We start from the raw sequence: 14,910 nt of genomic DNA, 5'->3' as shown, positions 1-14,910 counted from the left end.
CCTCGAAAACGTCTCTTTTTATATAGCATCCGTCCGAGTCGCCGGTATGGGAACGGAGATAACGCGGGACCGAATCCGGGAGTCGTTGGGATCGGTCGCGTACTCGCGCTTCTTACTCTACATCATGGGTCCGTACAAGTCGTTCAACTTGGCGTACGTCCTCTCGGAGGAGGAACGGGCGGACATCGAGGTGGAGGAGCTCCCCGGTCCCATCAGGCGACTGTTCAAGCGACGCGACGACATCGACGAGGCGCAGGCGTTGCTCCGCCGCGTGCAGGGGTCGCTTCGGGCCGACCCCGGGGTGAACGCCTTCCTCGCCGTGGACGTGGGTATCGACGTGGACGACGTGGACGCGGCGACCCAGAGTATCGAGTACGCCCGGCAGAGCAACGTCACGGCGTTCGTCCTCCCCTACCTCGGTCACAACTTCGGCGTCGGCGAGGAGGCGGGGTCGGTGCTCGAAGCGTTGTCGGAGACGCACGGCGACCGGATGCTGTTCCTCCACGAGGCGGACGTGACGAGTGCGATGCTCCGGGCGGCGAACGAACGGTGGGACCTCAGAATCGAGTCCTACGGGACGGAGGCGGAACTCCTCGACCGCCTCAGACTGTTCGTCGCCGACGTGATGAACCGCGAACTCCACGGCGACCTCGACCCCCTCCACGAATCGTGAATCGCGGCCGCGACGGGGCTTAGCGTCTCGCGTTCACTTGCAGTAGTGGAGGTGAAGGCCGCTTCGGACGCCCGAATCGTATCGGGTAGTTCTCGTGAGACGATAGCCGCCTTAGCCATTATCTCCTCCTCTTCGATTTGTACAATTAATTCTATCGAAACCATCCTTTGAGCGGAATTCACGCACCGTCGAGACCGTTCGTCGGTATCGGAAGAATTGGGAGAAAACACGGAATTTAGCCCCCACTAAGGCTGTGTTCCACTATCTCGATTTCGCGGAATCGTCTCGCCTTTCTCTTTCGGAGGTGTCTTCCGCAGCCGTTTCGAAAAATAATTCACTACAATTTTTGGCACTATAATCGAATATATCCTGGGATCTGCGTCCGAATAGCGAATACAAACGGAATCTTCGTTGATTGCTTCTTTAATATAAACAGATGCACCCATCTCACCGAGAGCAGTTATTGGAGACAATGTTAACAGAAATAATTGTATTACTTTCGCGGTAGGTCCACTCTCTGTCAGTCAACCACATTTATGTTCCGTGCTGGTGGTGTCTACCTATCTATGACACTTGACGACGACGCGCGGGAGTATCACCGAGAGGACCCGTCCGGAAAGATAGAGATTTCGACGACCAAGCCGACGAACACCCAACGCGACCTGAGTCTCGCGTACTCGCCGGGCGTCGCCGCGCCGTGCCGCGACATCGACGAAGACCCGGGGGCCGCCTACGAGTACACCGCGAAGGGGAATCTCGTCGGCGTCGTCTCGGACGGGTCCGCCGTCCTCGGACTCGGCGACATCGGCGCGCAGGCGTCGAAACCCGTCATGGAGGGCAAGGGCGTCCTCTTCAAGCGGTTCGCAGACATCGACGTGTTCGACGTCGAACTCGACGCGAGCGACGTAGACGAGTTCGTCCGAACCGTGAGTGCGATGGAGCCCACCTTCGGCGGCGTCAACTTGGAGGACATCAAGGCCCCCGAGTGCTTCGAGATAGAGGAACGACTCCGCGAGGAGATGTCCATCCCCGTCTTCCACGACGACCAACACGGGACGGCCATCATCTCCGGGGCGGCCCTCCTCAACGCCGTCGATATCGCGGGGAAGGATTTAGACGAGATTCGGGTCACCTTCGCCGGGGCCGGTGCCGCCGCGACGGCCACCGCGCGCTTCTACGTCTCTCTCGGGGTCCGACCGGAGAACATCGTCATGTGCGACATCGACGGCATCCTCACGACCGACCGGGCGGACGCCGGCGACCTGAACGAGTACAACCGCGAGTTCGCGCGGGACGTCCCCGACGGCGGCCTCGCGGAGGCGATGGAGGGCGCGGACGTGTTCGTCGGCCTCTCCGCGGGCGGCATCGTCTCCCAAGAGATGGTTCGGTCGATGGCGGAGGACCCGATAATCTTCGCGATGGCGAACCCGGACCCCGAAATCGGCTACGAGGAGGCGAAAGAGGCCCGCGACGACACGGTGATCATGGCCACCGGTCGCTCGGACTACCCCAACCAAGTGAACAACGTGCTGGGGTTCCCGTTCATCTTCCGCGGCGCACTCGACGCGCGCGCGACGGAGATCAACGAGGAGATGAAGCGCGCGGCCGCCCACGCACTCGCCGACTTGGCGAAACAGGACGTGCCCGACGCCGTCGTGAAAGCCTACAGCGACCAACCCCTCCAGTACGGCCCCGACTACGTCATCCCGAAACCGCTCGACACCCGCGTCCTGTTCGAGGTGTCGTCGGCAGTCGCGCAGGCCGCGATAAACAGCGGCGTCGCCCGGCGAGACATCGACTTGGAGGCGTACCACGAACAGCTCGAAGCGCGCGTCGGAAAGTCGCTGGAGATGCTCCGCGTCGTTCTCAACAAGGCGCAGAACGATCCTAAGCGCGTCGTCCTCGCGGAGGGCAACGACGAGAAGATGATACGCGCGGCCGCACGTATGGAGGCGGAGGGTATCGCGGAACCCCTCCTCGTCGGGGACAGAGAGACCGTCGAGTCGGTCGTCGCGACCCGCGGACTGGACTACGACCCCCGCGTCGTGGACCCGACGGCGGACGAACTCGACGAGTACGCCGACCGACTCCACCGTCTGCGCCGCCGAAAGGGACTGACGCGCCGGGAGGCCGACGAACTCGTCCGGACCGACCCAAACTACCTCGCCAGCGTGATGGTCGAGGAGGGCGACGCCGACGCGATGCTCACCGGACTGACGCACCACTACCCCTCTGCGCTTCGCCCGCCGTTGCAGGTCATCGGCACCAAGGAGGACGCGGATTACGCCGCCGGCGTCTACATGCTCACCGTCGCCGACCGAGTGATATTCTGCGCCGACGCGACGGTGAACCGGAACCCGGACGCCGACGTCCTCGCGGAGGTCGCCCGGCACACCGCCGACCTCGCGCGCCGGTTCAACGTGGACCCGCGCGTCGCGTTCCTCTCGTACTCCGACTTCGGAAGCGTGGACAACGCGGGGACGCGCAAACCCCGCGATGCGGCGCGGGCGTTGCGCGACGACCCGGGCGTCGATTTCCCCGTGGACGGCGAGATGCAGGCCGACACCGCCGTCGTTGAGGATATTGTCGCGGACACGTACGAGTTCTCCGAGTTGGACGGACCGGCGAACGTCCTCGTGTTCCCGAACCTCGAAGCGGGTAACATCGGCTACAAACTCCTCCAACGACTCGGCGACGCCGAAGCGGTCGGCCCGATGCTCGTCGGCATGGACAAGCCGGTCCACGTCATCCAACGCGGCGACGAGGTGGGCGACATCGTCAACCTCGCGGCGGTGGCGGTGGTGGACGCCCAGCAAGCGTAGACGAGTCGCCGCCCCTCCTCAAATCGATTTCGGGGCCCTGTCCCGGCCGAGACGCCGATCCTCGGCGAAACGGCCGTTCATCATTGCTCTCCGGACAGTCCGTTCGAAGCCCGGTAGATATATAATGGACCTTTCTTACATATGCTGTATGGCGTCGACAGTGGACGGTATGGACGAAACAGCATCGCGACCGACCGGGGGGTCCGACGGCCAGTCGGACGCTCAGTCGGACGACCAATCGGAGGAGTACTCGCGCCGGAAGTTCATGGAGACGGCCGCGGCGGCCAGCGCGGCGGGTGTGACGGCCCTCGCCGGGTGCAGTGGCGGCGACGGCGGCACCGACGGCAACGGCGAACAGGACTTCCTGTGGTGGACGATGCGGGGGTACATCCCCGCGGAGACGAAGGCAATCAAAGAGGCGGCCAAGGGGTACGAGGACGCCGCGGACGCGAAAATCAACCTGACCACCCAAGTCGTCACCTGGGACCAGGTGTTCCAGGAGTGGAGCGCCTCCATCGAGGGCCGTTCGATGCCGAACGTCTCCGAGATGGCGTGCGAACACGCGGCCGACTTCGGTAACCGCGGCGCGGCGCGACCCAACACCGAACTGTTCAACAAGTACGACGACTGGTACAGCACGATTTCGAAGTGGGGCCAGTTCGACGGCGATTACTGGGGGATGCCGTGGTTCATGGAGCTCCGAACGAGCCACGTCAACATGAACCTCCTAGAGGAGGCGGGCGTCTCCAAGCCGCCGGAGACGTGGCCCGAACTCATCAAGGCCGGACAGGCCGTCTCGAAGAACACCAACGCCTCCGGGTTCACGACGCCCGGTGCGACGGACTTCCCGACCGGTCAGAACCAGACGGCGATAACGCACCAGTCCGGCGGATCGTTCTACGGCCACTCCGACGGCAAGTTCAGCGTCGAAATCGACAGTCCGGCGTCGCTTTTCGCTCACCTCTGGACGCTGAGTCTCCGCGAGAAGTGGGACATCGCGCCCGGCGGATGGGGCGGTATCGACAGCACCGCCGGCGAGGAGCTCTACCGCGCCAACCGGACGGCCATCGCCCACCTTCCGACGGACTTAGCCCGCAGCCTCATCGACCCGCAGGAGGGCGTCTCCGAAGAACACAAGGAACTGGCCAAGGCCACGGAACTGACACCGATGCCGGCCGGTCCGAACGGCAAGCGGCAGTCCTTCATGGGCGGCAGTTGCCTGACGACGTTCAAGCAGAACGTCACCCGCCACGACGTCGACGACAAGATTTCGCTCGGCTTCATGGACTACATGACCCAGCCCGACCAGCTGAACAAGTACTTCCCGGTGTCGGCGCCGAACTTCCTTCCGGTCCGCAAGGGCCAAGAGCAGATGGAACTGTTCACCGACAACCCGACCGAGATACCGGACTCGTGGCTCGAAGCCCGCCTCGAACAGGCGCCGAACGCGGTTCGGTACGGCGTCACCGGCGCCGGACGCGTCGCCCCGTTCATGGGCTCCGTCGAGGGCAACACGACCGGCTACTCGACGGCGATATCGGGGATGATCGGCTCCGACACGGACCCGAAGAAGGCGCTCGGGACCATGGCGAACAAGGCGCGGTCGGCCATCAACAGCGCCGACTACGTCGACTACGAGTTGAAAGCGCCCAGCGAGGGACCGTCGCTTGAGGACGCACCGAAGGAGGTCCAGCCGTGGATCACCGGCGACGGCGTGCCGAAGATATACAACCCCTACGAGTGACGGGGCGTGAGTTCGCCGACGCGAGGTCCCTCGAAACCGGTCGTCCGGACCTCCGCGGTGGACTCGGTAATAACCACCACAAATAAAACATCAGTGCGCCATTTCGCAAGATAGAGTATGTCAAGAAACACCTCGGCACTAGGTAGAATCACTATCCCGGAGGAGTACCAGTACTGGCTCTCGAAAGAGAGCCTCTGGGGTTGGCTGTTCCTACTGCCAACGTTGGCGGCACTCGGTGTCATCAGCGTCCTGCCGATCCTCCGGGGAATCGCCCTGAGCTTCTACGAGTACGGTGGTCTCCAAGCGGACGTCTTCGTGGGGCTCGAAAACTACGTCGAAGTACTCACGCTGCCCGACTTCTGGGTGGTGATGAAGAACACCTTCGTCTGGTCGTTCACGGCGGTGGTCCTCATGGCGATCCTGGGACTGGCGTTCGCGATACTGCTCAACCGTGAGTTCAAGGGGCGGTCCATCGCGACGACGCTCCTCTTACTCCCGTGGACGATTCCGTTCATCGCCGTCGCGCTGAACTGGACGCTGCTGTTCAACTACGAACTCGGGATGTTCAACGGGTTCCTCGAAGTGCTCGGATTCGGCGAGGGAATCGCGTGGCTCGGCCGCTCCCGGTACGCGCTGTTCTCGGTGACCATCGCGTACGTCTGGCGCAACTTCCCGTTCTTCATGATAACCTTCCTCGCGGCGATGAAGGGTATCCCCCAGGACCTCTACGAGGCGGCGCAGGTCGACGGATCGACCCGATTAGACCTGTTCCGGCATATCACGCTCCCGTTCCTCCAGCCCATCGGCATCGTGACGACGCTCCTGATGAGTCTCTGGACGCTCAACCACTTCACGCTCATCTTCGTGATGACGAGCGGCGGTCCCGGGAACTCCTCTATGGTGTTGCCGGTGTACATCTACCGGCAGGCGTTCATCCAGAACAACTTCGGCGTCGCGGCGGCTATCGCGGTCGTGATGCTCCTCATCATGCTCGGGTACGGGATGGTCTATCTGCGGCTCTACCAGGACGAAGTCGGAGGGAAATAACATGGCAAGTGAAACGAGAGACACGGACGAACTGTTCGGCTTCGAGGTATCACCGAAGGTCACCACGTGGGCGAAGGCGCTCGGATTCCACGCGGTGCTTTGGTCGTCGGTATTCGTGGTCCTACTGCCGGTCTTCTGGATGATCGTGGTTTCGCTGAACCCGGTCGCGTTCGACACGTTCGTCCAGAGCCCGGGAACGTGGCTCAACGGGGTCAGCTTCGATGCGTACGAGAGGATGCTGACCGAGACCAACTTCCCCATCTGGTTCCGCAACAGCGCCATCGTCACGGTGGCGTCGACGGTGCTGAGCATCATCGTCTGTACGTTTGGAGCGTACAGCATCGGCCGGCTTGAATTCAAGGGTCGGAAGGCCGTGGCGACGTTCCTGTTGCTCACGCAGATGTTCCCGCTCATCTTAGTGGCGGTTCCGCTGTTCCTCATCTTCCGCAACATCGGTCTGTTCAACAGTCTCATCGGCCTCACGATAGCGTACGTCGCGTTCGTGCTGCCGTTCTCCATCTGGATGCTGCGGGGGTTCTACGAGAACCTGCCCGAGGCGCTGGAGGAGGCGGCGATGATAGACGGAAGCACCCGCATCGGCGCGGTCATCCGGGTCATCGTCCCCCTCTCGTCGCCGGCCATCGCGACCACCGCCATCTTCGCGTGGATCTTCGCGTGGAACGAGTTCGTGATGGCGCTCATCCTCATCAACGACGACGGGAAGACGACGCTGCCGCCGGGACTCAGTTCCTGGATCGGCCAGTACGCCCTCCAGTGGGACCTGCTGATGGCCGGCGCTCTCGGCGCGACGCTTCCGTTGTTCGTCATCCTGTTCTTCCTCCAGAAGTACATCATCAACGGCCTCGCCGAGGGTGCGGTCAAGACCTGACGGTCGCCCCGCGCCCCGGCTGATTTTTCGCTCCGTTCCTGACGGCCAACAAGGCTGATTTTCCGCTCCGTTCTTGACGGCCAACAAAAATAATAAATAGTTACGATAGAAACGTTCGCTAAGTATGAGCCGAATCCTATTCGACAGCGTAACGAAGCGGTACGAGGGAGACATCCTCGCCGTGGACCAGTTCGACCTCGAGATCGAGGACGGGGAGTTTCTGACGCTCGTCGGTCCCAGCGGGTCCGGCAAGTCGACGCTGCTTCGGATGCTCGCGGGCCTCGAAGAGATAACGGACGGCGAGATACGCATCGGCGACACGCCGGTCAACCGGCTTCCGCCGCGCAAGCGGGACATCGCGATGGTGTTTCAGAACTACGCGCTGTACCCCCACCTCTCGGTGCGGGACAACATGGCGTTCGGCCTCAAGCGCTCGACGGACCTCCCGGCCGAGGAGATAAACGAACGCGTCGAGGAGGCGGCCGACCTCATGGGCATCGGCGAACTCCTCGACCAGAAGCCGAAGCACCTCTCCGGCGGTCAGCGTCAACGGGTGGCGACCGGCCGCGCCATCGTCCGCGACCCCGCCGTGTTCCTGTTCGACGAACCGCTCTCGAATCTGGACGCGAAACTCCGCAAGCACATGCGGACCGAACTCCAGCGCCTCCAGCAGACGTTCGAGACGACGACTATCTACGTGACGCACGACCAGGAGGAGGCGATGACGATGAGCGACCGCATCGCCATCCTCAACAACGGAACGCTCCAGCAGGTGGGGTCGCCCCGCGAGGTGTACAACCGGCCGAAGAACACGTTCGTCGCGCAGTTCATCGGCAGCCCCTCGATGAACATGTTCGTCTCCGAGTTGGACCTCTCGGGCGAGCAGGCCCGGTTCACGGGCGACATCGAACTTCCGATTCCGAAGCGGCAGGCGGAGGCCATCGCCGCGCGGAGCGACGCCGAGCGGTTCCTGTTGGGCGTCCGCCCGGAGCACATCCACGTCCACGAGACGCCGACGGAGGAGTCGGTGCGGGCGTTCGTGGACATCATCGAACCCCTCGGGAGCAACGACCTGCTGTACTTCGACTTGGAGGACCACGTCGACGTCTCCTCCGTCATCGCCGACGACATCGACATCGGCGCGGACGAGCAAGGCGACAGAGAGGAGTACAAGGTGTTCATCGAACCGGATTCGATTCCCGCGCGGTACGAACGGAGCGACGACCCGGTCTACCTCACGTTCGACACGGAACACGTCCACGTGTTCGATCCGAACACCGGCGAGAACCTGAGTCTGAGCACCGCGTCGGTCGCCGAAGCCCAGACGGAGTCGGCGACGGGGACGAGCGACTGACCCCATGACCGCTATCCGACGGACGAACGACGGCGACGAAACCGACCCGTGACCCCAGCATCCCCCACAGCACACCCATGACCGTAGACGACATCACAGAGTACGGACGCGAGACGGACGCCGACTCGGAGGCCGCCGCGAACGTCTCGGGGCGGGGGGTCGGCGTCACCGACCGGACGTGGCGTCGCCTCGGCCACGAACTGACGAACGCCCGGAGCATCGCCGACTTCGTGCGGACCGTCGAGCGGTACGGGTGGACCCCGCCGCTCCTCGCGCTAACGCTTCTCGGCGGCGTGCGGGGCGTCTTCGAGTACCTCTCGGAACCGTTCGCGATGTCGCAGGGGTACGTCTTCGCCGGGTGGCAACTGGCGCTCGGCATCAACCTCCTGTACGGCCTCTTCTTCGTCGGCTTCGTCTGCTTCCTCTACTTCGGCGTCGCCGGCGCCATCGCGGGCCACCTCTCCGAGGAGACGGCGATGGAGACGGCGATGTTCAAAGTCGGCGGATACCTGATGCTCCTGTTCGTCCCGGTGGTGATAGTCAGCGCGGCGCTCGCCGCCACCATCCCCGCGCCGGAGATCGTCGTCGCGGGTGCGGAACCCGTCTCCGAAGTCGTCGCCTCGCACGAGGCGGTGGCCGACAGCCCGCAGATGCGGGTCGTGGGGACGATGATGGCGGGGGTGTGGATTCTCGTCGGATTCCTGCTGCTCCCGGTCGTGAGCGAACTGTACGGCATCGACAAGAAGCAGAGCGTCCTCTCGGTTCTCCCGGTGACGCTGGTCGCGGTCGTCGCGACGCAGTTACTCTAGCGGTCCTCCGCCTTTTAGCCGTCCATCGCCTCCTCGGGGCCGACCTTCGGGTCGTCGAGCACCCGGTCGGCCGTCGGCGGGCGTTCGTCGAACAGGACCCCGTCGATTCGGACGAGGGTGGTGACGAACTCGACGGCGCGAATCAGCCCCGCCACGCGGATCTGGTAGGGGTCCAGACCGCCGCCGTCGGCGGTCACGTCGTCGACGACGCTCCCGTCTTTCGATATCGCGGTCCGGCGGTGACCCGCCGCATACCGCGAGCGCAGGTCGGCCAGCGCGTCCATCGGGTCCATCCCGGCGTTTCTCGCCAGCGTCTTCGGGATGGATTCGAGGACGTCGGCGAACTCCTCCACCGCGAGTTGCTCTCGCCCGTCGAACCGCGGCGCGAGTTCCCTGACCGCGTGCGCCGCCGACACCTCCGCCGCTCCCCCCGCGGGGAGCGCTTTCGGCGTTATGACGCAGGCGCGGAGCGCGTTCTTGCTGTCTCTGACGCGACGCTCCGCCTCCTCCGCGGCCGCCTGCGTCCCGCCTCGCACGACGAGCGTAACCGCGGGCGATCCGGCGTCGGCGGGCGGTTCGAAGGCGATCCAGTCGTCGTCACGGCCCGCGTCGCGGAAGCGCACCGTCGCGTGACCGAGGATGTCGGGGTCGATTCGCTCGTTCGGGCGGACCGGTCCGCGGTGCGTCGCGCCGGTGGCCCGCTTGATGTACTCGAAGTCGGTGTACTTGACGTTCCGAAGCAGTATCGCCCCGTGGCGGGCCAGTTCCTTGGCGACGGCCATGTCCGCGTCGCCGGTCACGACCACGGCGACGGCCCCCGTCGCCGCGATGGCCGCGGCGATTCGCTCGCTGTCTCTGCGCCCGTTCGCTATCCGTTCGGCGTCGGCGTCGTCCTCGACGGAGACGTTCACGTTCGCCGAGAGGCTTCGGGGCTTGAGACTCCCGTCTACGAGCAACACCGGCCCCGTCGCCGGGAGGAGGTGTTCCGCGGTCACGACCGTCTCCGGGAGGACGACCCCCTCGACGAGCGTCGAGTCGGAGACGCTCCCGCCGGGGACGGCGACGGTTTTAGCGTGGTCGAGTCTGACGCTTCCGCTCCGGGGGTCGGAGACGCGCATGACCGCATCGACCACCGTGTCGGCGAACTCGGCGAGTTGCCACTCCGCCTCGCGGCCGTTCGTCATCCCCGTCGTCGCGACGGCGCGCAGTCGGTCGCAGTCGAGTCTCCCGGCGGCGTTCGTCAGCGGAATCGCCGCCTCGTTCCACCGCTCTAGCGTCCGCTGAGCGCCGATGGAGAACCCCTCTATCACGTCGTTCGGGTGGACGCCGCGGTCGATGAGGTCCATCGCCGCGGTCGTCAACTCCGACGCGAGGAGGACGAACGTGGTCGAACCGTCGCCGTAGTCAGCCTCGTGGTCCTCGACGGCCCGGACGAAGCGCTGTGCGACCGGGTGGTCCGTCTCCCCTTCGAACTCCTCGACGATGGCGCTCCCGTCGTTGCTGACGAACCAGCGGAGTTCGTCGTCGGGCATCCGACGGACGACCATCTTGTCCAGCCCTAACGGTCCGAGCGTGCTCCGGACGAGGCCGCCCATCTCCTCCGACGCGTCCCGGATCATCCGCCGAGTCTCCGGACCCGGCACCGCCGACCAACCTGTGTATAGTTCGTTCGTGGCCATGGTTACTTCGAGAGCGAGTTACCGTGTCGATTCGGGCAATCCCTAATAATCGTTCGGGATATCGCTCGTCAAGAGGCGCTACTGGATCAGGTAGTTATCGTACGCCAGCGCTGCTGCGAGGAGCACCAGCAGGGTATACCCCACTTCCACGATGAGCGGTTCCCCGTTGCCGCGAAGCCAGAGGATGCCGGCGGCCGCGACCACGACTGTTGCGACGACGAGAGCAACGAGCACTCCGACGTTACGCCTGTTATCGAGGTTGACAGACATTAGCAAGATTTTGCCCGTCTCGATATAAATAAATATTGGTTCGAATTGTCACGACTCCTCCCCGAGGTAGCGAACGGGACGGAACGACGAGGTACGGTGACGAACGCGGAGTTATCGCTCGCAGACGGTGCGTCTGACGACTTCGACAGTACCGGTAGAACGCACCGCGCAAGTCGGACGGGGAGCGGTTCAGGAGCTACGAGGGGACAGGCGCACTCCCCGGCCGACCGCCGCGCGCGGCGGTATGACTGACTCGATTTTCGCACGGTTGGTCGCTCGGCGGCGACCAATCGAAGTGTATCCTGATGGATACATAACGTTTTTGATCCGCCCGGCTTTCCCGGAGTCGGTAATCGACGTTTCCGCCTCCCCGCCGCGCTTCTCTGCTCCTCGATTCGACAATTGTCGTAGCAACACTTAAGTGAATATCGAAAGGCCTTGGAACCGCATGCGTTGCCCCCAATGCGACCAGAGTCTCACGGTTCACGAATCGTTCTACGACGACGAGTTCGTCTGCGAACCATGCGGATACCACCTTCCGAGAGGCGCGGACTGACGGTACGACGGTAGCGTTCGCGCAGAATGGGGTTCACCCCCTCGCGTAGTTCCTTCTCCGTCGTTTCACTCACGCGCTTCGTCGGCTTGCTACCGATTCGCACCGTCCCGTGGATCCGTCGGCGTCCGCACCGAAATCTGGAGACGCCCGAACTCGACGCCGGTTCCGGAACGCGTTCCGTAATAGAGAACGAGTGCGCCGGCGGCCGGCGGGTCGAACGGACGGATCGAGGCGACTCGCCGAACGTCGCCGCGCGGAATCCTCGAACTCTCCAGTTCACTTTCTCTCCCGCAAAACCGACGTCTGAGGACTTCTATCCGTCGCTGACTGGTCGGTCGGCACTCCTCGCCCGATGCTCCCTCCGTGGTATTACGACCTTAGTACTGTAATGCAGGAATTACAGAACTATACCTGTAATCCTCCGAATCGACGCTGTCGCACCTCGATGCGATTCCGTTCTCTATATCAGAACTCCTCCGTCGAGTTTCGCCGAAGCGTCGGCGGCGCGAAAGGCGACGGCGCGACTCGCTCGGACGGCAATTATCTTGGACGGAGGGGAGAAAATAAACGTCGCTCACGTTCTCGTCTGGAACCCCCCGGCGCGCGTTCGGCGGCGGATTCCGGCGTCCGAACAGTTAAAGTGCGCGGAATAGAACACGTTCGTTGATGCAGATACGTTCGAATAGCGAAGTCGGCGGGACGTCCGTCGACCGGCGAGTGGAAGAACTCCTCGACCGGATGTCGCTGGCGGAAAAGGCGGCGCAGTTGGGGTCGGTGAACGCTGACAAACTCCTCGACGAGGAGGGGAATCTCGACGAGAGCGCCGTCGAGGAACACCTCTCCGACGGCGTCGGCCATCTCACCAGAATCGGCGGCGAGGGGAGCCTCCCGCCGACCGAGGCGGCCCGCGTCACGAACGAACTCCAGACGTACCTCCGAGAGGAGACCCGCCTCGGAGTCCCCGCGATACCCCACGAGGAGTGCCTGAGCGGGTACATGGGCCCCCAAGGGACGACGTTCCCGCAGTCCATCGGCCTCGCCAGCACGTGGGACCCGGACCTCGTCAGGGAGATAACCGGCACCATCCGAACGCAGTTGGAGGCTATCGGCACCGCACACGCGCTCTCGCCCGTCCTCGACGTGGCGCGCGACCTCAGGTGGGGCCGCGTCGAGGAGACGTTCGGCGAGGACCCGTACTTGGTCGCCGCGATGGCCTGCGGGTACGTCGAAGGTCTGCAGGGCGACGGAGACGGAATCTCCGCGACGCTGAAACACTTCGCCGGCCACAGCGTCGGCGAGGGCGGGAAGAACCGGAGTTCGGTCAACCTCGGTCGGCGCGAACTCCGCGAGACGCACCTGTTCCCCTTCGAGGCTGCCGTCCGGACGGCGAACGCCGAGTCGGTGATGAACGCCTACCACGACATCGACGGCGTCCCCTGTGCGAGCGACGAGTGGTTGCTGACGGACGTTCTCCGCGGGGAGTGGGGCTTCGACGGGACGGTCGTCTCGGACTACTACAGCGTCGAGTTCCTCCGGAGCGAACACGGCGTCGCCGCCGACGAGGAGGAGGCGGGCGTGATGGCCCTCGAAGCGGGCATCGACGTCGAACTCCCCTACACGGACTGCTACGGCGACCACCTCGTGAACGCCGTCGAGGCCGGTCGCCTCTCCGAGGAGACGGTCGATACCGCGGTCCGACGCGTCCTCCGCGCGAAGGCGCGGAAGGGCCTGCTCGACGACCCGACGGTGGACGCCGACGCGGCGTCCGAACCGTTCGGCACCGAGGCGGCGGACGAACTCACCGAACGGGCCGCCCGCGAGTCGATGACGCTCCTGAGGAACGAGGACGACCTCCTCCCTCTCGTCGGCGAGGAGACGGACTCCGTCGCCGTCGTCGGTCCGAAGGCGGACGACGCCCAAGAGCTCATGGGCGATTACGCCTACGCCGCCCACTACCCCGAGGAGGAGGTCGAACTCGACGCGACGACGCCCCTCGACGCCATCAACGCCCGCGGCGACGAACTCGGCTTCGACGTCGCCTTCGAGCAGGGATGCACAACGACCGGTCCCGAGACGGACGGCTTCGACGCCGCGGCCGACGCCGCCGCCGAGGCGGACGTCGCCGTCGCGTTCGTCGGCGCGCGGTCCGCCGTGGACTTCTCGGACTCCGACAGGGAGCGAGTGAATATGCCGAGCGTCGCCACGAGCGGTGAAGGGTGCGACGTGACCGACCTCGGCCTCCCCGGCGTCCAACAGGAGCTCGTTGACCGCCTCGACGAGACGGGGACGCCCGTCGTCGTCGTCGTCGTCAGCGGAAAACCCCACTCCATCGAGAAGATCTCCGAGGAGGTACCCGCCGTCCTGCAGGCGTGGCTTCCGGGCGAACGCGGCGGCGAGGGCGTCGCCGCCGTCCTGTTCGGCGAACACAACCCCGGCGGTCACCTCCCCGTCTCCGTCCCGCGAACGGTGGGGCAACTGCCGGTCCACTACAGTCGGAAGCCCAACTCGACGAACGAGGAACACGTCTACGTGGGGAGCGACCCCCTCTACCCCTTCGGCCACGGCCTGAGTTACACCGACTTCGAGTACGACGACTTCTCCCTCTCCTCGGACGAACTCGCCCCCGCGGGGACGATTACCGCGGCGGTCACCGTCGAGAACGCCGGCGACCGGGCGGGTCACGACGTCGTCCAACTGTACGTCAGCGCCGAGAACCCCAGTCAGGCCCGCCCCGTTCAGGAACTCGTCGGGTTCCGGCGGGTTTCCCTGGAGGCGGGTGAGGCCCGACGCGTCGAGTTCGAGGTGGACGCGTCGCAACTCGCCTACCACGACCGGGACTTCGACCTCAGGGTCGAAGCGGGGCCCTACGAGTTCCGAGTCGGCCACTCCGCGAGCGATATCGCCGCGTCTGCGTCGTTCGAGGTGACCGGAACGAAAGAGGTGCCGCAGACCGGACGGACGTACTTCTCAGAGACGACCGTCGCCGACGCGGAGTAACCCGTCCTCCGGTTCGGACTCTCCTCTCCTCGTCTCTTCCGTCGATTGCGGCCGTTTCGTCGTCGAGCGA

The 14,910-nt window shown here is 64.5% G+C and carries 10 protein-coding genes; 8 read left to right on the top strand and 2 right to left on the bottom strand.

What is annotated here, in order from left to right:
* The first annotated feature begins 46 nt into the window (after positions 1-46).
* The 7 genes from ACZ522_RS03170 to ACZ522_RS03140 all read left to right on the top strand — a co-directional run bounded on the left by ACZ522_RS03170 (position 47) and on the right by ACZ522_RS03140 (position 9,338).
* The gene (locus ACZ522_RS03170; RefSeq protein ID WP_379692008.1) at positions 47-673 is read left to right on the top strand and encodes a DUF7509 family protein; all 627 of its coding nucleotides are present in this window, start codon (positions 47-49) and stop codon (positions 671-673) included.
* A gap of 566 nt (positions 674-1,239) precedes the next feature.
* Positions 1,240-3,495, top strand: coding sequence for an NADP-dependent malic enzyme (locus ACZ522_RS03165; RefSeq protein ID WP_379692009.1), 2,256 nt, complete (start codon positions 1,240-1,242; stop codon positions 3,493-3,495).
* Positions 3,496-3,664: 169 nt separating this feature from the next.
* On the top strand, positions 3,665-5,239 hold the full coding sequence (locus ACZ522_RS03160) for an ABC transporter substrate-binding protein (protein WP_379692010.1): 1,575 nt from the start codon (positions 3,665-3,667) through the stop codon (positions 5,237-5,239).
* A 117-nt stretch (positions 5,240-5,356) separates the two neighbouring features.
* Positions 5,357-6,286, top strand: coding sequence for a carbohydrate ABC transporter permease (locus tag ACZ522_RS03155; protein WP_379692012.1), 930 nt, complete (start codon positions 5,357-5,359; stop codon positions 6,284-6,286).
* Position 6,287: 1 nt separating this feature from the next.
* A complete protein-coding gene (locus ACZ522_RS03150) occupies positions 6,288-7,175 on the top strand; it encodes a carbohydrate ABC transporter permease (protein ID WP_379692013.1) in 888 nt (295 codons plus the stop codon).
* A gap of 124 nt (positions 7,176-7,299) precedes the next feature.
* Positions 7,300-8,529 (top strand): ABC transporter ATP-binding protein, encoded by a 1,230-nt coding sequence (locus ACZ522_RS03145; RefSeq protein ID WP_379692014.1) that lies wholly within the window; start codon positions 7,300-7,302, stop codon positions 8,527-8,529.
* A gap of 77 nt (positions 8,530-8,606) precedes the next feature.
* A complete protein-coding gene (locus ACZ522_RS03140; RefSeq protein WP_379692015.1) occupies positions 8,607-9,338 on the top strand; it encodes a hypothetical protein in 732 nt (243 codons plus the stop codon).
* A 14-nt stretch (positions 9,339-9,352) separates the two neighbouring features.
* Here the strand turns inward: ACZ522_RS03140 and ACZ522_RS03135 are convergent, their stop codons facing one another.
* Positions 9,353-10,957, bottom strand: coding sequence for a TCP-1/cpn60 chaperonin family protein (locus ACZ522_RS03135; protein WP_379692016.1), 1,605 nt, complete (start codon positions 10,955-10,957; stop codon positions 9,353-9,355).
* A 138-nt stretch (positions 10,958-11,095) separates the two neighbouring features.
* Positions 11,096-11,287 (bottom strand): hypothetical protein, encoded by a 192-nt coding sequence (locus ACZ522_RS03130; RefSeq protein WP_379692017.1) that lies wholly within the window; start codon positions 11,285-11,287, stop codon positions 11,096-11,098.
* Positions 11,288-12,509: 1,222 nt separating this feature from the next.
* Here ACZ522_RS03130 and ACZ522_RS03125 point away from each other — a divergent pair.
* On the top strand, positions 12,510-14,840 hold the full coding sequence (locus ACZ522_RS03125; RefSeq protein ID WP_379692018.1) for a glycoside hydrolase family 3 N-terminal domain-containing protein: 2,331 nt from the start codon (positions 12,510-12,512) through the stop codon (positions 14,838-14,840).
* Positions 14,841-14,910: the final 70 nt, after the last annotated feature.

The sequence above is a fragment of the Halopelagius fulvigenes genome (genome assembly GCF_055398025.1).
This window is presented reverse-complemented; position numbering and strand designations above follow the sequence as displayed.

Excerpts from the sequence above, each read along its gene's own strand:
- ACZ522_RS03170 (WP_379692008.1), top strand. The coding sequence starts at position 47 with ATGGGAACGGAGATAACGCGGGACCGAATCCGGGAGTCGTTGGGATCG.
- ACZ522_RS03165 (WP_379692009.1), top strand. The coding sequence starts at position 1,240 with ATGACACTTGACGACGACGCGCGGGAGTATCACCGAGAGGACCCGTCC.
- ACZ522_RS03160 (WP_379692010.1), top strand. The coding sequence starts at position 3,665 with ATGGACGAAACAGCATCGCGACCGACCGGGGGGTCCGACGGCCAGTCG.
- ACZ522_RS03155 (WP_379692012.1), top strand. The coding sequence starts at position 5,357 with ATGTCAAGAAACACCTCGGCACTAGGTAGAATCACTATCCCGGAGGAG.
- ACZ522_RS03150 (WP_379692013.1), top strand. The coding sequence starts at position 6,288 with ATGGCAAGTGAAACGAGAGACACGGACGAACTGTTCGGCTTCGAGGTA.
- ACZ522_RS03145 (WP_379692014.1), top strand. The coding sequence starts at position 7,300 with ATGAGCCGAATCCTATTCGACAGCGTAACGAAGCGGTACGAGGGAGAC.
- ACZ522_RS03140 (WP_379692015.1), top strand. The coding sequence starts at position 8,607 with ATGACCGTAGACGACATCACAGAGTACGGACGCGAGACGGACGCCGAC.
- ACZ522_RS03135 (WP_379692016.1), bottom strand. The coding sequence starts at position 10,957 with ATGATCCGGGACGCGTCGGAGGAGATGGGCGGCCTCGTCCGGAGCACG.
- ACZ522_RS03130 (WP_379692017.1), bottom strand. The coding sequence starts at position 11,287 with ATGTCTGTCAACCTCGATAACAGGCGTAACGTCGGAGTGCTCGTTGCT.
- ACZ522_RS03125 (WP_379692018.1), top strand. The coding sequence starts at position 12,510 with ATGCAGATACGTTCGAATAGCGAAGTCGGCGGGACGTCCGTCGACCGG.